We start from the raw sequence: 23,042 nt of genomic DNA, 5'->3' as shown, positions 1-23,042 counted from the left end.
CCAGCGTATCCGTGTCCCTCGCAGATCGTCCCGTCGTCGATCGACTCTCCGCCGGCGTCGTCAGCGCGTGGCTCGAGCGCCACGTCCTCTCGCTGGCCGCGTTCGGGACGGCGGCCGTCCTCGTCGTCATGCTCTATCTGCCCGTCGGGCTCGTCTTCGTCGAGGCGCTCCTCGAGGACGGATCGCCGACGCTCGGCCACTTCGTCGAGGTGCTGACGGATCCGTTCTACTTCGGCGTCCTCGCGGACGTTTTCGCTGATCCGCTCGCGATCGGCGACCACCTCGGCGCGCTGGCGGGCTGGCTCGGTGGAATATCGATCGCGGTGACGCTCGCGTCTCCGGTTCCCGGACTCGATCTCCCGGTGCCGTGGCTCGCCGTCGAGCTCCCGCCCGTTCAGAAGGGACTGTTCGGCTTCACGGCCTATCAGGCCGCGCTGTCGACGGTCGCGAGCGTCGCGCTCGGCCTCCCGGCCGCCTACATCCTCGCGAACTACGAGTTCTACGGCCGGCGCACCCTTCGGTCGCTGACGATCCTGCCGTTCGTCCTGCCCGGGATCATGGTCGCCGTCGGCTTCTATGCGATGTTCGGGCGGACGGGGACGCTCAACACCCTGCTCGGAGCCGTCGGCCTGGGTCCGTTCGCGTTCATCGAGACGAGTCCGCTCGCGATCGTGATCCTGGCCCACGCCTTCTACAACGCGCCGCTGGTCGCCCGCCTGACCGTCGCCGCTTGGGAGTCCGTCGACGCCCGGACCGTCGAAACCGCACGTAGCCTCGGCGCGAGCCCCCGCCGGGCCTTTCGCGACGTCGTCGCTCCGCAACTCGTCCCGGCGGTCCTCACCGGCGCGTTGCTGACCTTCATCTTCACGTTCATGACTTTCCCCATCGTGCTCGCGCTCGGCGGCCTCCAACTCGCGACCGTCGAGGTCTGGATCTACGACCGGGTCCAGCGGCTGGCCTACGGCGAAGCGGCCTCGCTGGCGATCCTCGAGACGATCCTCTCGCTGGGGCTGACCTACGCCTACCTCCGGTACGAGTCGGCACAGACCGGCTTCTCCCAGGCGCCGTCGCCGCCGCCGAAAGAGGCGCTCTTCCCCGACGCGCGGACGGCGCTCTCGCCGCGACGGCTCGCCGTGCTCGGCTACGGGTGCGTCGCGCTCGTCCTCTTCGTCGGTCCGCTGGCGAGTCTGGTCGTCGGGAGCGTCACCGACGGCTCCGGGTTCACGCTCCGGAACTACGCGTTCCTCGTGGAGCGCCAGCTCGAGGGCGCAAGCTTCCAGACGCGTCCGTTCCCCGCGATCCGGAACTCGCTGCTGTTCGGGCTCGCGACGCTGGCCGTCGCGGTCCCGATGGGCGTCGTGATCTCGGTGCTGACGGTCCGGGCCGGCAGGAGCGGACGGCTCGTCGACACGCTCGCGATGCTCCCGCTGGCGGTCAGCGGCATCGTCTTCGGGATCGGCCTTTTGCAGGGGCTGGTCTTCGGCATCCCGCTGCCCGGCGGCTGGCGCTTTCAGGTGACGGGTACGGTCGCCATCGTCGCCGCCCACGCGGTCGCGGCCTACCCGTTCGTGACGCGCAACGTCTCGCCGCTGCTCGCGACCCTCGATCCGGCGATGGTCGAGTCCGCCCGCGCCCTCGGCGCCTCGCGAACGCGGGCGTTGCTCGACGTCGAACTCCCGCTGGTCGCCAACGGGATCGTCGCCGGCGCGGCCTTCGCCTTCGCCATCTCGATCGGGGAGTTCTCTTCGACGGTGATTTTGGCCAGCGGGAGCGAACACTACACGATGCCGGTCGCCGTCGAACGCTATCTGGGCCGTCGCTCCGGCCCCGCGATCGCGATGGGAACGCTGCTGTTGCTCGTCACGGCGGCGAGTTTCGTCGTCGTCGACCGCGTCGGCGGGAGGTACGAACTGTGACCGAACTCCAACTCGAGGGCGTCACCAAGCGCTACGGTGCGGGCGGGAGCGGTTCGGGAGACGGAGCTGGGGACGGCGACGGCACCGTCGCGTTGCGGAACGTCGACCTGACCGTCCGCGACGGCGAGTTCTTCACGCTCGTCGGGCCGTCGGGCTGCGGGAAGACGACCACGCTCAGAGCGATCGCGGGGTTCGAAGCGCCGACCGACGGAACCGTCCGCTTCGACGGCGAGGCCGTCACCGACGCGGCGCCCGAGGAGCGCGACGTCGGCGTCGTCTTTCAGAGCTACGCGCTCTTTCCGCACATGAGCGTCGCCGAAAACGTCGGCTACGGGCTCCGATACCGGGAGTCGCCCGCGGGGACGAGCGCCGACGAGCGCGTCCGCGAACTGCTCGAGTTGGTCGACCTCGAGGGAACGGGCGATCGCGATCCCGATCAGCTGTCGGGCGGCCAGCGCCAGCGAGTCGCGCTGGCCCGCGCGCTCGCGCCCGAACCGGATCTCCTCCTGCTCGACGAGCCGATGAGCGCGCTCGACGCGCGGCTCCGGGAGTCGCTGCGCCGACAGCTCAAACGCATCCAGTCGCGACTCGATATCACGACCGTCTACGTCACCCACGACCAGGCGGAGGCGCTGGCGATCTCGGACCGCCTCGCGGTGATGCGCGACGGCCGGATCGAGCAGATCGGGAGCCCCCGGGAGATCTATCGCGAGCCGTCGACGCGATTCGTCGCCGCGTTCGTCGGCGACAACAACGTCTTCGACGCGACCGTGCGCGGCCGCGACGGCGACCGGACGCGGGTCGCCGTCGACGGCAGCGACCGCGAGTTCGAGGTCGCGGACGTCCCCGCGGGCGCGGAGCGCGTGAGCTTCTGCGTCCGACCGGCCGCGCTCGCTCGAGACGCCGACGCCAATCGGTTCGCCGTCGAGATCGAAACGAGCGAGTTCCGCGGCGAGCGCGTCCGAACGTACGGGCGGTGGGACGGCGGGTCGGTCGTCCTCCAGTTCGACGCCGAGACGCCACTTCCGTCGGATCCCGACGGTCTCGATAACGGGGCGACTGCGACGACCGACGGGGGTGCGGAGGCGGTGGACGATGGCGGTGCGGAGACGGCGGACGACGGCGATGCGACGATCAACGGAGACGTCGTGGTCGGATTCGCGCCGACGGACGCGCACGTACTGGAGACGCAGTCGGCAGAAGAGCGGCGTTAATCAGGCCTGTCGCGCCATCTGCGCCGAGAGTTCGACGTGATCGTACGGATCGGACGTCACGCTCGGCCCGTGGCCCGTGTGCATCTCCTCGAGGGTCGGATCGATCCGCTCGCGGACGCGATCGAGGCTCTCGATGAGGGTTTCGCGGTCCCCCTCCTCGAGATCCGTCCGGCCGAAACTCCCGTTCTGGAAGATTAGGTCGCCGGCGAAGAGGATGCCCGGGCTCTCGGCGTAAAAGCAGAGGTGGTCGTTCTTGTGGCCGGGCGTGTGGAGCGCGACGTACTCGTGGTCGCCCAGGCGGACCGTCTCCTCGTCCGCGATCGCGCGGTCGACGCCGTCGATCGAGGGGTCGTACCCCCACGCGTCGACGTCGAAGGCGTCTTTCACCGCCTCGAGATTGCCGACGTGGTCGCGGTGGGTGTGCGTGAGCACGACGGCGTCGAGGTCGTCGACCCGTTCCCGGACGGCCGCGACGCCGTCGAAGTTCGCTCCCGCGTCGACTAACACGGTCCGCTCGCCGTCGACGAGAAAGACGTTGCTCGTAAACGCCTGGACGCCCTGCGCGAGATTGGCGATCATAGCCGACGGTACGCCGTCGATCCGTTTGTACGTATCGACATCCCGACACGCGCCGGTTTCGAGCGTTGTGCGTCACTGCGACATACGCCTCTCAAAGTGTGATTTGGCGTCTGTAACCCAACGATATCGGCTTTCGACTCGAGTCTGGGCCGGTTTCTTCGAGAGTCTCGTATTCACAAGGATTTTTAGCTGCGGCACGTAGTGGTAGACGAATGAACCGGCCGGTCTCCGTCGTCGCCGTCGTTCTCGTCGTCCTCTGTGTCGCCGGTCTCGGCGTCCCGACGGCGATGGCTGGGACGGGTGCCGCAAGCGATCCGTCGCCGTACGCACAGTCGACTGCGCCGACGGAGACGCAGTCACAGTCCGCGGTCGCTCAGTCCCAGGACTTCGATCAGACGACGTTCGAGATCACCGTCCACCAGAACGGGAGCGCGACGTGGACGATCCGCCACGAACGGCGGTTCGAGGGCGAGAACGCGTCCGAAGAGCAGGACGCGTTCGAGGAGTTCGCCGAGGAGTTCGAGTCCGAAGAGAGCGACCTCTACCAGCGATTTATTAACTCCTCGAAGGCCATGGCGGCCGGCGGCGCCGAGCAGACCGACCGCGAGATGGCGGCGACGAACTTCCGACGCTCCGCGAGAGTCGAAGAGCAGTTGGGCACAACGCACGGCATCGTCGAAATGTCGTTCACCTGGGAAGGGTTCGCCCGCGTCGACGGCGGGACCGTTACCGTCGGCGACGTCTTCGAAGACCTCTACATCGCGGATGATCAGGTAATCGAGGTCGAGGCCGGCGACGGTCTCACCTTCGATCGCGTCGATCCCGAAGCCGACGCTCAGTACGCCGGCAACTCGCTCGAGAACGCGGACACGGTTCGCTGGAGCGGCGAGCAGCAGTTTCTCGACGGGCAACCGCGAGCGGTGTTCGTACGGGACGGCGTCGCCGAAGGGAGCGCCGTGACGTGGCAACTCGCCGCGGCCGGCCTCCTCGCGTTGGCGGTCGTCGTCGGCGCCGTCTGGTATCACCGCCGACGGACCGACGACGACGACGGCCCGACGCCTGACGCAGTCGCAGAGCCGGACGATTCGGAGGCGTCGGCCCCAGCGGCGGCAGCCGCGACGGCCGCCACGACAGAGCGCGATGTCGACGACGGACCGTCGGAACGGGAGGCGCAATCGGAGCCCAATCCGCTCACCGACGAAGAACTGCTCACCGACGAGGACCGGGTCGTCAAACTCATCCGCGAGAACGGCGGCCGCATGAAGCAGGTCAACATCGTCGAAGAGACGGGCTGGTCGAAATCCAAGGTCAGCATGCTCCTCTCCGATATGGAAGAGGACGGGACGATCAGCAAACTCCGGGTCGGTCGGGAGAACATCATCAGCCTCGACGGGTTCGAACCCGAAGCCACCAAATCGCCCTTCGAGGAGTGACTGCTGTCAGCATCCGAATCTGTGTCACGGTGGAACACTCTCGGATCGAAACGGAATGCTTAAACATCGTACGACGTAACGATTGAATGCAGACGAAGGACGTGAACGCTCCGTTGGTGTAGTCCGGCCAATCATATTGCCCTCTCACGGCAATGACCAGGGTTCGAATCCCTGACGGAGCACTTCTCTAATACAGTTTTCGAGTGAGCGACGCGTAGCTTATTCCGCTTGCGGAGATGTCGTCTTTTCGCCAGAAGCGACCGGCCTATTGAGACCGTCGCGAGTCGTTCGACTCGAGCAAGACGCTGATCAGAGCGACTGACTGGAAGCAGGAGCCGATGGTGGTTCTCCCCGATTGATCCCGAAACGGTGGGATGGAAGGGGGTGCCGTGATAGGGCAGGAAAACTGCCTCTGACACTGCGATGGTGGGGGATGATGGGGGATGGTGCCTGCCCTACGACAACAAAGGAAACCGATCGGAATAACCGTATATCCAATACGATTTGGTATTCGAAATCCGGTCGCGGAGCAGCGGGGACGGTTCGCTGCGGTGTCACAACCAGAGGCGACGACTCGGCGGAAGGGACCAGCGCTCGCAGCGACGTCTCGAGCGCTGACGAGCGAGCCACTGACGGGCGGACTTGAACGACCTGAACGTGTAACGCGATAGCAGAACCCCGGCCGAACGGAAGGAGCGGTAGATGGACCGTCGCAGAGCGGTGCTGGCGGTGCTCGCCGTGATCGTCCTGACCGGCGGGACCGCGACGTACGGCGTGATCACGGCCGATCGGCCGCAGGTCGAATCCGTCGAGACCGAGTGGGGGACCGTCACGGACGAGCGGACCGAAGTCGAAACCCGGATCGGCGTCGACGAGCCGCTGGTCCTCCGCGCCGGCGACGCCGCGGCGAACGTCTCGTACACCGTCTCGGCGAACGACATCGTGCTCGCGTCGGAGCGGGACAACCGCGTCCGATTCGACGACGCGGGACGCGCCGTTACCGTCTCGACGTGGATCGACAACGACGAGATCCCGGCGTGGTGGGCGTCCCACGTCAACCGAAACGAGACGACGACGGTGCGCATCGACCCCGACGTGGTCGCCGCCTACGGCGATATCCGGCTCCCCGCGGACGGAATGACGCAGGAACGGACCGTCCGGACGGACCTGCTCGAGCCGCTCCGGACGAATCAGACCCAACGGCTCCGGGCGTACGATCGGACGGTGTTCGTCGTCGACGAAACGGACGCCGAGTGGGGCAACGCGACCGAGAACCGAACGCCGATCGACGCGTCGGCGACGGTGACCAACCCGACCCGACTGCCGGTTCCGATCACGGAGATCGGCTACACGATCCGACTGAACGGAATCGTCGTCGGAGAGGGCGTCGCGGCCGAGCGGACCGTTATCCCGGCCGACAGTACGCGAACGATCGACGCCAGGGCGGCCATCGATAACACGGAGCTAGACGACTGGTGGGTCACGCATCTCCGGAACGACGAAACGTCGACCCTGTCGGTCGAATTTAATGCGACTCTCGAGTATGCCGGAGTCCAGCGGACGGTCCCGCTGGAGTTCCTCTCGTATGACCGCACCTTCCGGACGGATCTGATCGGGTCGATGGACAGGAGCGGAAACGAGTCCGCGAGCGATCGAAACGAACGGCAAGAACGGAGTTGACAGCCGAACCAGCGGTCGATACGACGGCGAAGCGATCATAAGGTCTCATGTGAGCGCGGCGGTACTGGGGTCGACCATCCCGTCGACGAACTGCGACGGCGAGACCGTCGGTCACTCGCCGAGTTCGACGGTCGCGAACGCCTGCGGGTTCTCCCACGCCTCGTCGCTCTCGTCGAACCAGCTAACTTTCGCGATTCGCTCGCTGCCGTCCCTGACGCCGATGTGGACGTCCAGTCCGAGTCGGGAGCCGACGATCGGCCGCACGTCGTATTCCGTCCACGGGACCACAAATGCTACACGCCAGCTGCGATCGGTCTCAGTCGTCGCGACTTCCGCAACCCCGGTTACCGGCGCCGAGTGATAGCCTTGCCACATGTATTCGTCGCCTCGATGGATACCGAGTTGAAGATCGTTTTCCCCGTCGTACGCTTCCTCGCGGCTGTTATCGAGGTCGAGATAGAGCTCCGCGAAGACGTCCGTCCCGCCCTCGGGATCGTCAGTATCGACGAGAACGTACAGCGCGTTCTCGTCCCACAGTGCTCGCCACGTGGCCGTTATCTCGAGGCGCCGATCGGTCCAGAGAAGCGTATCGACCGCGTTCGGCTCGGCGAGGGTCCACGCGTCGTCGACCTCGGCACCGATCGACGGCGCCGAGGGCGTCCGCGGAATCGCGGCCTCGGGACTGGAAAGAGCGAGCGTACTGAACCGGGCGGACGCGGGGTCAGACTCGAGGCCGCGCTCGTCGACGGCCGTCACGCGCACCTCGTAGTCCTGATCCGGAGCGAGGTCGGACAGTTCCACCACCCGTTTGCTCCCGCGCAGAATCGTCGGCTCGCGATCGTCGAGGGTCACCCGATACTGGAGGACGGCGCCGTCCGGATCCTGCGGCCGCTCCCATCGCACGGTCGCCCTCGTCTCCTGAACGCGCACGATCCTGACCGATTCCGGGGGCGTCGGCGGCGACCCCTCGTCGGACGGAAGCGGCGTCTCCTGACCGGGTCGGTGGTCGTCGCGTCTGTCGGTGAGCCACGCCTTGACCAGCGCGCCCATGTTGTCGTCGCCGTCGGGGAGGGTCCAGTCGGCGTCGAACATGGCCGGCTGTCGGCGAGTGTCGAACGTCGCCGCACACCAGTGGACGTTCTCGTGGGTGTCGACCCACTCGCGGAACGGCTCGCCCCACCTCTCGGCGGTGCCGATCAGGTGGGTCACCGATCCCGCCGCCTCGGCGCCGGTGTACCCCCACTCGGTCACGAACACCGGTACCTCGAGGGCGGGCGTACCGAACGTCGCCTCCCAGGAGCGGGGCTCCCAGGACGGGTAGACGTGCGCCGAATACAGCAGTCCGTCGTGATCGAACGGCTCCGCGGCGGCGTATGCCGTCAGCGACGACCACGCCGGCGAGCCGACGACGATCGGCGTGTCCGGGGCGTGATCGCGTACGACGGACAGCCACGGACGCGCACGATCGCGCCAGGTCCGCCAGGCCTCGCGGCCACCGGCCGCCGGCTCGGTCGGCGCGCCGAACAGTTCGTAGAGGACGTGGGTATCGTCGGCGTACCGGGGGGCGACGCGGTCCCAGAACGAGCGCAGTCGTCGATCGATCGACGACGTGTCGTAACGTTTGCTCGCGTGGTAATCGACGAGGAGATAGACGCCTCGCTCGGCCGCGAGTTCGACCGCTCGATCGAGGGCGTCGACGACGGCGTCCATGCCGGCCTCGCTGATCGAGTTGGGCTCGATCGGGAGCCGGAGTACCCGCGCGTGCCACCCGGCGTCGTCGTCGGTCGCGAGTCGGAACGTCTCCCAGTACTCTTCCTCCGGCTTTTCGGCGTGCTCGAGACTCCACACGGGATCGGCGAGACTCACTCCGCGGAGGACGACCGGGTTGCCGTCCGGGTCGGTCACCCACCGCCCCTCGACGGTGAGCCGCGGCGGTCCGGCCGTCTCCGGACCATCGGTTCGCTGGCTCGAGCAGCCGGCGATCGCAGCCATCGAACTAGCCGAGAGCGACGCCAGATACCGGCGGCGGTGCATTACCGGTGTACTCTCTCGGTAACGCTGATAACCGTGATGGCCCGACGCCGGGCGGGCGATCGGTTGCGAACCCGACGATGACTCCGTGGCCCTCGAGGCAGCCCGATCACTCGTCACCGACGTCCGAGACGACGAACTTCGCCCCGTCGTCGTGGCTCTCGTCGACGGCGATCGTCCAGTCGTGTGCCGAGACGATGCTCTCGACGATGGCCAGCCCGAACCCGGTCCCGTCCTCGGCCGTCGTTGCTCCGTACTCGAAGACGTCGTTGACGGCGTCCGTCGGGATGCCGGGACCGTCGTCGGCGACGTAGAACCCCGTCTCCGTTGGGCCAACCTCGAGGCTGACGCTCGGGCCGCCCTGCTGGACGACGGGGTGCTCCGTTCGCGAGGCGGCGCTCGTGGTACCGTGTTCCATGGAATTGCGGAAGAGGTTCTCGAATACGCGCAGGAGCCGGTCCCGATCGGCCTCGAACGTTCGGCTGCCGACCACCGACAGCGTCGCGTCCTCGTGGTCGACGGTCGCCCAGGCGTCGGTCGCGATCGACTCGAGGTCGACCGAGACGGTGTCGTCGATGGTGTTCTCCTCTCGGGCGAGCGCCAGCACGTCGTCGATGATCGTCTCCATGCGCGCGTGGGACTCGTCGATCCGCGTCGCGTACTCCCGGAGTTCTTCGAGGTCGACGTCCTCGGATTCGGCGTCGGCGAGCTTCGACTCGAGGAGGTCCCGGTAGCCGTCCGCGACGTTCAGCGGGTTGCGCAGGTCGTGGCTGACCGTACTCGCGAACTGGTCGAGGCGCTCGTTCTGGCGCGCGAGTTTCCGACTGGAGCGTTCGGCCCGCTCTCGCGCCGCTTCGGTCTCCCGGATCTGTGTTCGGAGCGTGTCTCGCATCGCCGCGAAGGAGGTGAACAGTCGCCCGATCTCGTCTTCGCGGTCGGTTCGAAGATCGACGTCGAACTCGCCGGCCTCGAGCGCTCGGGTCCGCTCGCGCAGTCGGATCAGCGGGAGGACGGTCCCGCGGCCCACGACGAGCCCGACGACGGCGAGGGCGGCGAGCGAGGCGACCGCCAGGAAGGCGACGTTCCGACCGACGGTCTCGCCGGCCTCGTAGAGCCGCGTCTTGGGGGCCTCGGCGACGACGATCCAGTCAGTGCCGTCGACCGGAGCGAACGCGAGCACGTCGGACTCGCGGTCGTGAATCGCCGTCTTCCCGTCGCGAGCGATTTCGAACGCCGACGAGTCCGAGAGCGGTGTCGGCCGGATCTGGCGCGGAGCGGCCACCTCTCGGCCGTCGGCGGTCAGGACCCGCGTCGTCGTGATCGTCTCCGACCGGTAGAGCTGTTCGAACCCCTGCCGGACGTCGGCGACGACGACGAGCACGCCGTCGCCGACGCGAACCGGCCCGGCGAACGCCATCAGCAGGCGGCCGTTGCGTTCGTAGGCGCGATCGGACGGCGCGATCAGGCCGTCGTCGCCGTCCTCGGCGGTCGCTCGCTCGATCGGATCGCTCCAGGCCGGGACCGCCGTCGCGACCGACTCTCCCTCGTAGTCCGAATCGGTGCTCGCGACGATCTCGTCACTCTCCGGATCCACGTAGTGGACGCCCACGACGTCCTCGCCGGCCAGCGCCTGCGAGTCCCGCAGGTGGTCCCGGATCGCCTCCCGGTCTCGAGTGCCGTAGACGTCCGACGTCGCGATCCCGCGCGTCTGGCTCTCGATTCCGTTGACCCACTCGCCGACGGCGTCTGACTGGATCGTCGCGGTCGATCGGAGCGTCTCCTCCGCGTCCGCTTCGATGATCCCCTGAATCTGGACGTAACTGACCGCGCCGATGCCGGCGATCAACAGGACGACGACGAAGAGCGCGAGCGCGAGTTTCAGCGCGTAGCTGCGGCGGACGACACCGAGCACGACCGAGCGCGCGACTCGCGAGACGAACGACCGTTCCGGATCCCCCTCGCGTTCCCCCTCCGGTGGACCCGAATCTGTCATAGTCTCGCTTGTGAGTACGCCCTCTTGATTATTGTTGCCGGAGAGGTGGCGACGTTCGGTCCCGCTGTCAGGTCGGTCAGGAACTCACCGACACCTCGAATCGATTCCGCGCTCCCGCGAGCGGAACGGCTGTCGGGTCGTTCGAAAAGAGGTTGGGGTGGGTAGCGGTACGTCGACGGCCGGAGAGCGCGACCGACCCCGATCGGCGGCCGGACCGATCCGCGGTCGGTCGCTACTGTGCCGGGCAGTCGGCTAAATCGGGCCGCGGCGCTCAGCCGTCCGACCCGTCCGACAGCGACAGCGTCACGTACGCCTCGGCGGTCTCCGTCGACGGGTCGTCGGGCACCTCGTCCGCGTAGAGCAGCCAGACGACCCGCGTGTCGTCCGCGGCGTCGTCGACCGCCGCGGACTCGAGTTCGTACTCGAGGCGTCGGGTGTCGCCGTCGTCGACCTCGATCCCGCGGCGCTCGAGTTCGGTTTCGTTCGCGACGGAGACGTTCTCGCCGTCGCCCTCGAGTTGCTGTGTGACGGCGACGACGGTGTAGTCGACCGTCCGCCCCTCCTCGTTCTCGACGCCGACGGTGACGTTCGCCGCGTCGTCGGTCTCGAGGACGGCCGATTCGTTGGTCAGGAGGTCGCCGTCGTGCTCGAGGAACAGGGCCGAGTGACCATCGGCGCCGTCGGCACCACCGAATCCGGGACCGACAGCGGCGAAGCCGACGCTCGCCAGCGCGATTCCGACGGCGAGAACCAGCAGCCCGGTCAGCACGACGTCGGCGCGGCTGTCGGGGTCGCGGACGGCGCCCCGAACCGTCGACCGCCAGCGCTCGACCGGAACGGCGAACGCGACCGACGGGGCGAGCGCTCGCCGACGGCGGACGGCGATCCACGACAGCAGTAGCGTGGCGACCGCGACGACGGCGACGACCGGGCCGGCCTGGATGGGCCAGGGCGTGTAGTGGATCGCGACGCCGACCGTCGAGACGAGGATCACGCTGGCGAGGACCGACAGTGAGAGGCGATCGACGCCGTCGAGGCCGGTGCCGGCACCGAGGACGCGGGTTCGCCCTCCGTCGGTCGTCTCGCTCGCATCGCCGCCGTCCGCGTCGGCGACGGCGACTCGATTCCGTTCGGGAAACAGTGCTGCGATGAGCGCGTAGCCGGGAACGAAGAGGACGAAGGCGATGCCGACGGGGACGCGCAGCGGCGTCTCGCGGATCACCGGCGCGAACGCGGCGACGACGACGAGCAGCGTCGCCACGACGACCGCCGCGAGATCCGGCGGTACCCTCTCGGTCCGCGCGGACCGATTCCGGTTCGCAGTGGTGTCTGACATATATGCACCCGTTCGATATCCGATACGTAAATTGGGTGGTCGCTTGCGGAGACAGTCAGGAAGTAGTGACTACGCAACTTGAACAGTCACGAGCGTAGCATCCGACTACGCGACTCGAGCGAGCGACCCACCATATCGAAGAACGCGACGCTCAGCAGTGTCCCCCGTAGTTTCTGCTCCTGACGGAGTATAGTGAGAGCATTACTTTCACCGGGATCGTCATTAGCACCCGAGGAATGCGCCGTTCGCGTCGACTGCGGGCGTCTCTCCGCCCACCGGGAGCGAGCCGTCTCTGTCGGCGCCGCTCGCGGGACCGACGCGGCGCGCAGGCGGCCGTCCGCGGCGGTCGACCGCCACAGGAATCCACCCATGAGGACTGACAACCCCGACGAAAACGTCGATGCGAGCATCGCCGACACCGACCGAACTCGCGGCCCGACGCAGGGCGACCGCGTCGAACTCGAGCACCGGGTCGAGCGACTGCGGGCCCAAAACAAACGGCTCCGAGACGGAGTCGACAACTCCCGCCGACACCGGCTTCGGCTCACCGCCCTCGGGTTCGTCGGCCTCGGCGTCCTGAGCTTCGCGGCCGCGTTCGTCCTCCCGAACGGGCAGGAGGTGCTGTACGCGCTCGCCGGCGTCGGACTGTTCGCCGGCCTGCTGACCCGGTCCGTGACGGGGAGTCGATTCGTCGAAAGCGGCGACGCCGAGCGGGTCTACGCGACCTGCGCCGCCAACTACGAGGCGATACTCGCGCGTCGCGGTCTCGAGACGAGCCGGTGGTATTGCCCGACCGAGGACGATCGCGTCCGCCTGTTCGTCCCGGCCGATTCGGACGACGCACCACGGCCGACCGAGGGCGACGCGAGCGTCGGCTTCGGCGATGACGGCCTCGTCCTCAAGCCGATCGGCACTGAGTTCGTTCGCGAAGTCGTGGAAACGGGCTCGGACGCGACCGAGACGCCGGCCGCGGCTGTCGAGCAACTGAGCGACGCCCTCGAGGCCCGGTTCGAGTTCGTGACCGCGGCCGAGCCGGCCGTCGATATCGATCGGGGCCGGGCCGAGATCGCCGTCTCCGGCAGCGCGTTCGGCGCCGTCGACCGATTCGACCACCCCGTCGCCTCGACGCTCGCGGTGGGGCTTGCCGGCGGTCTCGAGCGGCCGGTTCGACTCGAGGTCACCGACGACACCGACCGCGGGGAGTGGCTCGTCCGCTGTGCGTGGGACGCGGACGCAGCTATCGACGCGAACTGAGCGCGGCGCTCGGGACGCGGACTCGGACTCGAGTCGCTGCGCGACGGCTGGGGATCGGGGACCCGCATAGCACCGTTCGAACGGGTGGAAACGGAACTCCTTTTGAAACGGATGGCGGTGTCGCTGAGACGCGAGACGTCTGGGCGATGCGAGTCGTCGTGACGCCGGTACGGAGTGCGAATTCGTGCCGCTGCTACTGAGTACGAGATACGTGACGCTGCTATCGAGTACCGGTGCAACGCCAGTGCTGCGTCCGTGAGTCGCGGAAGGTGTCGACCACCGACGGCGGCGGACGGCCGCGCTACGGGAGGAGGCTCGGCTCGAACAACTGGAGGGTGCGGACGCCGGCGACGGCCGCGGCGGTGACCAGCGCCAGCGTGACGAGCACCTCGACGCGGCCGTACCACCGCGGACGGACTTCGACCGGCGTCAGGAGTTCGATGGCCGTGACGAAGCCGATGACTCCCAGCAGGACGAACAGTCCCGGCGAGAACGCGCCGACCACCGTCAGCGCTAGGAGCAACCCCAGGAGCAGCGCGACCTGCGTGTGAATGAATCTGAGACGACGTGGCGTAGGCATCGCCGCCGCACTATTCCGGACCGTGACATAAAACCAGTCGGTCGTCCACCGCACGAACGGGCGGTAATCGGCACGTACCCGTCGATCGTGGCAGCGCCGGACTCGAGCGAGCGGTTCCGGCGCGAGACGCGAGCGACCGTCGGCCGTCGCCGATCCGTCACTCCGGTTTCGGCGGATGCTCGGCGTCCCGATCCCATCGGCTCCACTTCAACAGCGGCGTTCCCGGGAGTTCGAACCTGACCAGCGAGATCGTGCCGTGCGGCTCGAACTGCGAGGACTCGATACCGTAGCGGGCGACGTTGTCGACGCCGGTATCGGTGTAGATCGTCGCGTCGGGATCGCGCTCGAGGATCCACTCGGTTCGCGCGCGGTTGATCTCCTTGAACAGCCCGTTGCCGCGGTACGCCGGCTCCGTCCCGGCGTCGAACAGCCAGTAGCAGTCCTCTTCAACGATCGAATCCGGGAGCGCTCTGGGGGCCCGAACCGACGCCGGCGTCAGGGTCCAGCCGTAGCTCATCACCTCGCCGTCGTCGTGGAGGACCATCCCGACGTGGCCGTCCTCGAGGTACTCGAAGTAGCGGTCGCGCCACGTGGGGTCGTCGCCGAAGAACCGCCGCACGGTCCCTCTGTCGTCGACGACGGCACGCTCGGTATCGATCGACGCGTACGATTCCTCGGGAAGCTCGCCAGCGAACTTGTAGGCGGCCAGATCGAGTTTCGCGTTCTTCGCTTTGCTGGTGAGATCCTGCGTGGTGTGTTTCGCCTTACTGACGAGTGACATCACGGTCGGCTAATGCGATTCGCGTACATATCGGTGGGTGATCGTTCGAACCGTAGCGAGGAGTCCCCCTCGAGACGGCGGAGAGAATTCGGATCCTACGCGCGCCGCCGGTCGGTTCAGGCGGCGGGTAGCGAATCCTATTCGATCCCTATCGTTCAGCAACTCGTCAGTGACACGATTCCCGTCACGAACCTATTAGTTCGCGTTTCACATCACCCTCAGATCAGGTATCGCCCCGGGCCGACCGCGGACGGAATCGGTTCCGCGCCCGCGTCGGCTCCGGAACGCCGCGCCGTCCAATCGCACACACAATACCTCCAAACACCACATGGCGAACAGACTGATATCGAACATCGTCTCCGATTTCGGTGGTCGCGTCATCCACGTCGTATCGACCGGACTCCTGTTGCTCGTACTCACGCGGATCCTCGGGCCGGAGTCGTACGGACTACTCGCGTTCGCGCTCTCGGTCTTCTCCTTCTCTCGGTTCATCAGCGAATCGGGGCTGCCGTGGGCCGCGGCGCGGTTCATCGCCGAGGACAGGGACGACGCCACCGAGCGCGCCGTCGCCGCGGTCGTCGAATCGTGGGTCCTCGTCGCGATCGCGTCGCTGGCCGTCGCCGTCGCCCTGCTCGTCGGCGCCGACTTCCTCGCGGCGCTGCTGAACGAGACGGGCCTCGCCGGCCTGTTGTTCGTCGGCTCGGGCTACGTCCTGTTCTACACGCTCTACCGGTACAACCGAGCCATCCTGCAGGGGTACGAAGCGATTTCCGCCACAGCGAAGTTGCACGCGATAAAGGGAGGCATGACCCTGGCGCTCGTGACGGCCGCCGTCCTGCTCCGACCGACGCCGACGGCGGCCGTCGTGGGCTACGTAGTCGCCTACGGCCTCGCGACACTGCTGGGCCACTGGATGGTCTGGCGAGTCAGCGACCTCGATCGGGCGAGCATCACCGGCGACGGCGAGGTCCGAATGAACATCCTCCGGTACAACGTGCCCCTGAGCGTCACGCGACTCTCCGCCGAGGTCGACGGCCACCTCGACACGATCCTCGTGGGCTTTCTCACGAATCCGACGCAGGTCGCGTTCTACACGATCGGGAAACAGATCAGCCAGTTCACGCGCGTCCCCGCGGCCTCGATCGGTTTCGCGCTCTCGCCTTCCTACGGGGCAGAGTCGTCGAAGGGAGAGACCGAGGCGGCCGCCTCGGTGTACGAGGAGAGTCTTCGCAAGACGCTGACGCTGTACGTGCCCGCCTGCGTCGGCATCCTCGTTATCGCCGACCCGGCCATCGTGCTGATCTTCGGGGACGGCTACGCTGGCGGCATCCTCGTCGTCCAGATCCTCTCGCTGTTCGTCTTCTTCGAGGCCCTCGAGAACATCTCCGGGCCCGCGCTGGACTATCTCGGGCGAGCGCGGTCGCGGGCGATCCTCAAGGCGACGACGTCGACCGGGAACGTCGCCCTGAACCTCGCCCTGATCCCGATCTTCGGAGCCGCCGGGGCTGCGGTCGCGACCGTGATCACGTACGGCACCTACGCGATCTGTACGGTCGGGATCGTCTACACCGAACTCCCCTTCGACTACCGGAAGGTGGCCCACTGCTTCACGACGTCACTGGGGATCAGCGTCGGGATAGCCGCGATCGTCCTGGCGTTCCTGCACGTTCTCTCGGGGTACGTCGGCCTCGTCGTCGCGATCGCCGCCAGCGGCGTCGTCTGGCTGGTCGCCTGCCAGGCCTTCGATCTCATCGACGTCGATCAGGTCGCGGAGCAGCTCACGGGCTGATCGCACGCTGTGCGGCGCCGATCAGCCGTAGAGCGCGACCTCGTTCGAATCGTAGACGCGGTTTCGATCCGCGAGTTCGCTCTCGTCGATCGACTCCTTCTCGACGTACTCGGAGAACTGCAACGGCCTGTCCGCGAGTTCGCCCTCCCTGATGAGGACGGCGTCGTAGCCGGCGAACAGGTCTCCCTCCCCGCCGGCGTTGACGACCGAACACGACGACCCCTGCAGTTCCTCGAGGTATCGACAGGAGAGCCTGTCGGCGCCGACCTCGCCGTCGTAGCCCGCGCCGACGGCCTCGAACGACTGGACCTCGTTGTCGGTGAGGTAGAAGGTGTAGAAGGGCCGCTCGACGACGGGGTTGTCGGATGCGGTGAAGTCGTTGGAGACGGCGGTGAACCCGAGCCCCGACGTGAGCACGAGCAGCGCGAGGAACACCGCGACGCCGCCGCGGTCGAACAGTTCGTACAGTCCGAACCCGCCGAGCAGCGCGACGAACATGATGCTGTAGTGGCCGAACCGGCTGATGTTGATGCCCGCTAGGGAATCGAGCAGCAGCGTCGGTCCGGGGAAGGCGAGCGGAATGAGGGCTACCGTCAGCAGTCCGAGGGAGGTAAACAGCGGCACGCGCCGCGACGAACGGACGTCGACGCCCGGCTCGGCCACGTCCGCCATCGCGTCGGCCTCGCCGCTCGTCGCGAGCCGCCGGTGCCAGAACAGGAAGCCGACGAGGACCAGCAACAGGGCGAACGCGTAGGGGACGAAGTTCGCGGCCTGCGCCCACGGCGCGGCGAGCACGTCTCCGGACTGACCCGACCCCGGCGTGGAGCCGAGGAAGCTCGCGACCATCGTGTCGACGAGCCGTTCGACGATGAACTGAGCGTTGTAGAGCCAGTAGGTGGCCGTGATCAGGACGCCGACGGAGAGGACGTAGTTGTCGGCGGCCCGGATCGGGCTGGCGATCGAGAACTCGAGGGCTGCGAACAGGAGGAGGATCGCGAGGACGAACGGGATCGACGCGGGGTGGTAGACGACGATCGCCGCGACGAGCAGCACCGTCAGGATCCGCATGTTCCCCGTCGGCCGATCGACGAGCGCGAGCACGAGCGCGATAAAGAGGATCGAGGTGACGCTGCGCGGGATCGAGTACATCCCGTAGAAGAGGTACAGCGGGAACGAGATCAACACCAGACACGACAGCAGGCTGGCGGTCTCGTTGGGGTAGACGCGCCGGGCGAGGCCGTACATGAGCCCGACGGCGGCGGCGAAGATCCCCCCGGAGAGCAGGTACATCGTCGTGTGGACGGGGAGCCAGCCGCCCGACAGCTGCGTCGAGACGGCGGTGTAGACGTGCCAGAGCTGGAACGCCTCGTACTCCGGCAGCAGCGAGGAAAGCTCGCCCGTCTCGAGGATCGACCTCGCCATCGCGATGTGGGTCATGAGGTCGCCGTGGCCCACGAAGAGGTCGTAGTTCAGCGTGACGCTGAAGATGACGAGCGCGGCGAGGACCACCAGGTGATAGAGGCCGATCGCGTGGCGGCCTCGAGTCGGTCGCGAGGTCGTGATCAACAGGAAACACAGCAGGTACGCGACGGCGACCCCCGCGTAGAACAGGAGCGGTCGGACCGCGGTCGCGCTGAGCACCACCACGAGTCCCGCGAGCAGCAGGTGGAAGGTGACCGACCAGACGCGCCAGTCGACCCGCGGGATCCGACGGCCGGCCGCCGTCGAGGAACCCCGCTCGTCGCCGATCGCTCGGACCAGTGCCGGCGCGGCGATCATGGGGACGGCGAAGTACAGGCCCAGAATCGCCAGATTCGTTAGCCCGAGGACCAGCGGGGCGACGATTCCGATGACGGCCACGAGCGGCAGCGCGACCGTCGATAGCCCGTAGACGCGATCGACGAGCCGTCTCACGGGGCATCACCGACCTGCGTCGTCGGTCTCGCAATCGGTCGCGGGAAGTTCGGTATCCGTACTCGAGCGACGGGGTCCGGTCTCGGTTCGGCTCCCGGTCGGGACCGACGGTCGGCCGCCGGTCCGCTTCGATCGACGGAACTGATCATCTGTCGCAACTACATACAATCGCGTTCGAAAAACGTACGACACCGTTCACAGCCGCTGAGAAGGTATCGCTGTCGCTACTGTTGGACTGCTCACATCTGGTAACTTATGAGAAGTTCGGTGAACGTAATCGAATCGGAGCTGTCAGAGTAGGGTGACACAACAGTTGTCAAGACGGAATCGAATCCCGACTCGAGAGTCCCGCTAGCGGGGACGATCCGGCACGAAGAGCGTGAGGCTTCCTCGAGCACTGAACACCGCACCAGCGACACGATCTGATCGCCTCTGGTTGACGCCTGGAGCGGGTGAACGAGGTCTCTCGAGCGTTGGGACAGGCGGGACGGTGCCGTAGCAGAGACGTATATAATATAACGGCCTGCTACCGATTGTATACCCTCGAATCCGGACCGTAACTAAGAGCGCCATCGCTGTATCTCCCGGGAGATGGTCGACCGACGGTCGTATTTGAAACTCACCGGCGGCGCGCTCACGGCAGGGATCGCGGGTGGGGTGATCGCGCTCGTCGCCCGAGACGAGGGGGGTGGCGGCGGGACCGCGACGTTCGAGGAACGAGAGATCGAGTACGACGCGCACGACGACCCGTCGGACGTCTACCGCGTCTGGACGGGGTATCCGGAACGGTTCGCCTTCGAAAACGGACGCACCTACACGGGAGAGACGGCCCTGCGGTGTGACATCCCCGAGGGCGACAGCGACGGGAGCAACGCGATGGTCTGGTTTCCCGACGACGGCTACGACCAGCCGCGGGCGCTCTACCAGCGGGCGATGGTCTCACTGAGCGAGGACTGGACGATGGCGGAGACGGACGTCTGTCGGTTCTGGTGTGCGGGGCTCAACACGGAGGCCGGCGTCCAGGGATCGGGCAGTCGAGGTCGGCCGCACGGTGACGACGGCTGGTCGAGCATGTTCGCCGTGACCGATCGCGAGATCGACGACGAGGCGGCCTACAACCTCGCCGCGTACTCCTACCACATGGATCAGGAGGGCATCAGCGGCGAGTTCGAGGTCGTCGGCGCGCCGGTTCCGGTCGGCAAGTGGTTTCAGTTCGAGACGCTCGTTTGGATGAACACGGTCAGCGACGGCGCGGCGGATCCGAACGGCGAGGTTCGGTGCTGGCTGAACGGCACGCCCGTCTACGAGCGAACTGACTTCCGCTGGACGACGACCGAGGATCAGGCGATCGAGTACGGCGGGCCGCTGGTTCGGTACGGCGGCGACGAAACGGCACCGGCGGATCTGGCACTCTACTACGACGACCACGAACTGCGCGGGAACGGGGCGATCGAGGACCAACGGGACCCGGATCCCTACGTCGAGGATCCAAGCAGAATGGACGACTACGATGGCCGGATCACCGTCGCGACTGGCGACGAGGAGACGAGATATCGCATCTACGTCGATGGCTACGTCGTCCACAGCGGGTGGAGCAACGTCGACGGGCACACGGCGGTACCCAACGAGACGGTCGAGATCGAACTGGCCGACGACACCGAGGGGTACGCGGTCGCCGACGCCGTCGCCGATCCCGAGAGCGCCGACGGCTTCCTCTACGACGGTTCGGTCGTCGCCGTCGACGCTGACCCGGAATTGGCGGAGCTGTGGGTCGATGGGCAGGAACTCGACCCGGCGGCCGTTCCCTCGAGGCCCGAGGAGTGACGCGGGGGCGGTCGATTAGATGAGGGCACCTCAAGGCGTACGAGTGGCTGTGCTCGCGAAAAGTAGAAAGAGAGGGTATGCACTCACCGCGAGCGAACGGAGTGAGCGAGCGGGCCGACGACCGACCCGTAGGGGAGGGAGGAGCGCTTTTCATCAACGTTTTGCCGACCGACCGAGCGATAGCGAGGGAGCGCAGAGCAAAAGGTTGGTTAGAGAGATTTTTCGACGTACTTCTCGCGCCCGAGCTGGTACAACGGCCACGCGACGCGCGAGTACCCCTTCTCGACCTTGAAGACGGGGACGGCCGTCCCCCCGTACTTGTGTTTGAACCGGAAGACCGAGTTCGAGAAGTGCGAGCCGGTTTTCCCGAAGTTGTACCGCTCGTACCCCTGCTCGATCCCCCATTTGATCCCGCGTTCGTGGAGGAGTTCGGAGGGGTGGTACTGATAGTTGTCCGAATCCGGGATCGCCGACAACCAGTGGTGGAGGACCCCGCCCTCGTCGTCTAAGAGGTAGACGTACCGACCGACTTCCTCTCCCTCGACGACGGCCCTGAAGACCCGCAGCCGATCCTCGAGTCGGTCGGCCAGGGACTCGAAGAACGCCTTCGGGAGCGGCGAGCCGTCGACGCGCTCCAGGTTCTTGACGTACCAGTCGTAGGTCGTCTCGAGGTCCGTCCCGAGCGGGTCGATCTCGATCTGATACTCCTGTTCGTTGCCCTTTCGGATGTCGCGGCGTCGGCCCTTGTCCATCCCCTCGAGGATCGAATCCCAGCCGTCTGTCAGGTCGATCAGGAACAGACACGACTCAAACGACGGCTCGTACCCCCGCGTCTGGAGGTACTGGCCGTACCGCACGTACTCGAGGTCGTAGGTCTCGATGGCGTGGGTGACGACGGTGCGCTCGCTGGTCGACTCGAGGCCGTCGAACAGCATGTCGAGCGCGTCGGCCTCGTCGGTGAGGACGACCGGGCCGCCGAATCCGGTCGGCAGGGAGACCAGCTGCTCGAGCGGCGGCGCGACGGGGAGCGTCTCCGTGACCGCGTCGGGGACGGGGAGGTCGGTCTTGAAGTTAGGCATGAGGGCGATCGGATTGCCGCTCTTCTCGACGACGACGTGGCGAGGCTCGTGGTCGAACGCCTCCTCGATCGCCCGCACCCACTCGTAGCGCTGGTAGACGGTCCCGCGGTCGGACTGGGTGACGACGTTGTTCCACTGGTTCTCGTTTATCGGTTCGATGCTCCGGTACAGAGTCGGTTCGAGTGCTGACACGGTTTCGAAAGCGTAGACGGTTGGTCGGCGGTGTTCGTGCGTGGTATTCGACTCGCGGTCGCGGACGACTCGGCCCGTGCGACGGCGCGAACGTCTAGTTCGTCGCCGGAGACAGTCGCGAGAGCAACTCGCTGCTGTCTCGGAGGTTGACGTAGAGGCTCTCGGCCAGTTCCATGCTCACCGTCGACCGTTTCGCCGAGTAGTAGGTCCGCGTCTCCGGGCTGAACTTCGCCTTCCACGTGGTCAGTCGGCGCGTGTTCGCGCCGACGAGTTCGTAACTGGGCACATCGCGCTCGATCGCGTCGAGCATACCGTGCCACTCGACCAGTTCGTTCGCGGGAAAGTCCATCTCGACGCGCGTCCCGCCCTGCCAGGCGCGGACCCGATCCCCACTATCGGTGAGGATGTTGCCCGTCACTCGCTCGCCCTCGAGCGCGAGAACCAACGGTCGGACGGTCCCCTCCGGGAGTCGATCGTACAGTTCCAAGACGTAATCGACGGAGAGATGCGGCGTCCGATCCTGTTCCTCGTATCGCTCGATGACCTGCTGGGTGATCCACTTGAGGTCGTCGCGATCTCCGACCTCGACGCTGTAGTCCCTGTCCTGGGCGTTCCGGATCAGTCGCCGTGGGTTCTGGCTGAATCGACCGATCAACTCCTCCTCGCTGGGCGAATCCTCCAGCGGGATGACGTACGTGTACGACGGGGAAACGTCGAAGTCGTTCCAGGCAAACGGTCGCGTGTCCTCGTAGTGCCAGTCGGTCTCGACGTAGGTGTACTGGGGATCGATCTCCTCGTCGATCCACTCGAGACAGCTCTCCATGAATCGGAGGTGCCGTTTCTCTCGTTTTCGCTGTTTCAACTGGTCTAAGTGTACCAGTGCGGGCCCGAGGTTCGGAATGCCGAGTTCGTACGGCGGAGAGAAGACCAGCGAGAACGGGCCGCTGTTCAGTTCGAAGACGGGGAAGATCCCGACCGGCTGCTCCCCCTTGTACCCTATCAGCGGGTACAGCGTCGCGCCCGAATGATTTCGGAGACACTCGAGGGCCTCGTACCGGTGAAAGACCGTTCCCTGCGGGGAGCGATCGACGTACTTGTTCCACGTCTCCTGTTCTGACGGATCGGCTACTGAAACACGAATACTCATTGTTGTCGGTGTCGACGGGCGGTCGATCGCCGAAGGCGACACTCTCGCTCAGCTTTGGTTCATGTAGGCTTTGTTATAGCAGCCGTACGGCCGCTGTAGCCGTACTGCGCAAAACGAAGGGAGTCGCTTCTTTCGTTTCGGGGATGGTCATCCGGACACGCGATTCGCGACGACCGCGATAACGTCGGTTCGCGTGACCGTACGGACAATCCGACCGTTTCGGGCCCGCGAACCGGAGCCAACCGAAGTCGACCGGGGGCGACTGTGCGACCAATGCGGCCTCGAGCCGCCGGTAATCCC

16 protein-coding genes and 1 tRNA gene are annotated in these 23,042 nt (G+C 66.6%); 8 read left to right on the top strand and 9 right to left on the bottom strand.

The genetic code is table 11. From position 1 onward, the window contains the following. Positions 1-11: 11 nt before the first annotated feature. Positions 12-1,916: an ABC transporter permease gene (locus HTUR_RS12425; protein ID WP_012943672.1), complete on the top strand. Its 1,905-nt coding sequence runs from the start codon at positions 12-14 to the stop codon at positions 1,914-1,916. Further along, on the top strand, positions 1,913-3,130 hold the full coding sequence (locus tag HTUR_RS12420; protein ID WP_012943671.1) for an ABC transporter ATP-binding protein: 1,218 nt from the start codon (positions 1,913-1,915) through the stop codon (positions 3,128-3,130). Before HTUR_RS12425 ends, HTUR_RS12420 begins: the two co-directional genes overlap by 4 nt. On the opposite strand, the gene HTUR_RS12415 is transcribed toward HTUR_RS12420, so the two are convergent. Further along, positions 3,131-3,709 carry an MBL fold metallo-hydrolase gene (locus HTUR_RS12415; RefSeq protein ID WP_012943670.1) on the bottom strand — a complete coding sequence of 193 codons (579 nt, stop codon included), beginning with the start codon at positions 3,707-3,709 and terminating at the stop codon, positions 3,131-3,133. A 212-nt stretch (positions 3,710-3,921) separates the two neighbouring features. Here HTUR_RS12415 and HTUR_RS12410 point away from each other — a divergent pair, with 212 nt between their 5' ends. The 3 genes from HTUR_RS12410 to HTUR_RS12400 all read left to right on the top strand — a co-directional run bounded on the left by HTUR_RS12410 (position 3,922) and on the right by HTUR_RS12400 (position 6,822). Then, positions 3,922-5,142, top strand: a complete 1,221-nt coding sequence (locus HTUR_RS12410) for a helix-turn-helix transcriptional regulator (RefSeq protein WP_012943669.1) — start codon at positions 3,922-3,924, stop codon at positions 5,140-5,142. Between the two features lie 107 nt (positions 5,143-5,249). After that, positions 5,250-5,324: transfer RNA gene (locus tag HTUR_RS12405), tRNA-Glu, on the top strand. Between the two features lie 520 nt (positions 5,325-5,844). Beyond that, positions 5,845-6,822 carry an LEA type 2 family protein gene (locus HTUR_RS12400; RefSeq protein ID WP_012943668.1) on the top strand — a complete coding sequence of 326 codons (978 nt, stop codon included), beginning with the start codon at positions 5,845-5,847 and terminating at the stop codon, positions 6,820-6,822. 111 nt (positions 6,823-6,933) lie between these two features. Here HTUR_RS12400 and HTUR_RS12395 read toward each other — a convergent pair whose 3' ends face one another. The 3 genes from HTUR_RS12395 to HTUR_RS12385 form a co-directional block, all read right to left on the bottom strand. After that, on the bottom strand, positions 6,934-8,856 hold the full coding sequence (locus HTUR_RS12395; protein WP_049941725.1) for a cellulase family glycosylhydrolase: 1,923 nt from the start codon (positions 8,854-8,856) through the stop codon (positions 6,934-6,936). 106 nt (positions 8,857-8,962) lie between these two features. Continuing rightward, the gene (locus HTUR_RS12390; RefSeq protein ID WP_012943666.1) at positions 8,963-10,846 is read right to left on the bottom strand and encodes a sensor histidine kinase; all 1,884 of its coding nucleotides are present in this window, start codon (positions 10,844-10,846) and stop codon (positions 8,963-8,965) included. Positions 10,847-11,117: 271 nt separating this feature from the next. Then, positions 11,118-12,182, bottom strand: a complete 1,065-nt coding sequence (locus HTUR_RS12385; protein ID WP_012943665.1) for a DUF1616 domain-containing protein — start codon at positions 12,180-12,182, stop codon at positions 11,118-11,120. 369 nt (positions 12,183-12,551) lie between these two features. On the opposite strand from HTUR_RS12385, the gene HTUR_RS12380 reads away from it, so the two are divergent. Further along, positions 12,552-13,436 carry a hypothetical protein gene (locus HTUR_RS12380; protein WP_012943664.1) on the top strand — a complete coding sequence of 295 codons (885 nt, stop codon included), beginning with the start codon at positions 12,552-12,554 and terminating at the stop codon, positions 13,434-13,436. A 301-nt stretch (positions 13,437-13,737) separates the two neighbouring features. Here HTUR_RS12380 and HTUR_RS12375 read toward each other — a convergent pair whose 3' ends face one another. Together HTUR_RS12375 and HTUR_RS12370 are read right to left on the bottom strand one after the other, a co-directional pair. Then, positions 13,738-14,016 carry a hypothetical protein gene (locus HTUR_RS12375; protein WP_012943663.1) on the bottom strand — a complete coding sequence of 93 codons (279 nt, stop codon included), beginning with the start codon at positions 14,014-14,016 and terminating at the stop codon, positions 13,738-13,740. Between the two features lie 157 nt (positions 14,017-14,173). Beyond that, positions 14,174-14,797 carry a hypothetical protein gene (locus HTUR_RS12370; protein WP_012943662.1) on the bottom strand — a complete coding sequence of 208 codons (624 nt, stop codon included), beginning with the start codon at positions 14,795-14,797 and terminating at the stop codon, positions 14,174-14,176. 328 nt (positions 14,798-15,125) lie between these two features. Between HTUR_RS12370 and HTUR_RS12365 the strand changes: the two genes are divergently transcribed. Beyond that, the gene (locus HTUR_RS12365; protein WP_012943661.1) at positions 15,126-16,586 is read left to right on the top strand and encodes an oligosaccharide flippase family protein; all 1,461 of its coding nucleotides are present in this window, start codon (positions 15,126-15,128) and stop codon (positions 16,584-16,586) included. 21 nt (positions 16,587-16,607) lie between these two features. On the opposite strand, the gene HTUR_RS12360 is transcribed toward HTUR_RS12365, so the two are convergent. After that, positions 16,608-18,500, bottom strand: a complete 1,893-nt coding sequence (locus HTUR_RS12360; RefSeq protein WP_012943660.1) for a hypothetical protein — start codon at positions 18,498-18,500, stop codon at positions 16,608-16,610. A gap of 591 nt (positions 18,501-19,091) precedes the next feature. Between HTUR_RS12360 and HTUR_RS12355 the strand changes: the two genes are divergently transcribed. Further along, positions 19,092-20,324, top strand: a complete 1,233-nt coding sequence (locus HTUR_RS12355) for a hypothetical protein (RefSeq protein ID WP_012943659.1) — start codon at positions 19,092-19,094, stop codon at positions 20,322-20,324. Between the two features lie 209 nt (positions 20,325-20,533). Here the strand turns inward: HTUR_RS12355 and HTUR_RS12350 are convergent, their stop codons facing one another. Continuing rightward, a complete protein-coding gene (locus tag HTUR_RS12350) occupies positions 20,534-21,595 on the bottom strand; it encodes a GNAT family N-acetyltransferase (protein WP_012943658.1) in 1,062 nt (353 codons plus the stop codon). Between the two features lie 94 nt (positions 21,596-21,689). Next, positions 21,690-22,742 carry a lipid II:glycine glycyltransferase FemX gene (locus HTUR_RS12345; RefSeq protein ID WP_012943657.1) on the bottom strand — a complete coding sequence of 351 codons (1,053 nt, stop codon included), beginning with the start codon at positions 22,740-22,742 and terminating at the stop codon, positions 21,690-21,692. Positions 22,743-23,042 lie beyond the last annotated feature (300 nt).

It is taken from the genome of Haloterrigena turkmenica DSM 5511 (assembly GCF_000025325.1).
GTDB classification, from domain to species: domain Archaea; phylum Halobacteriota; class Halobacteria; order Halobacteriales; family Natrialbaceae; genus Haloterrigena; species Haloterrigena turkmenica.
Note: the sequence above shows the minus strand (reverse complement) of the source record. Positions and strands in the feature narration are given on the sequence as shown.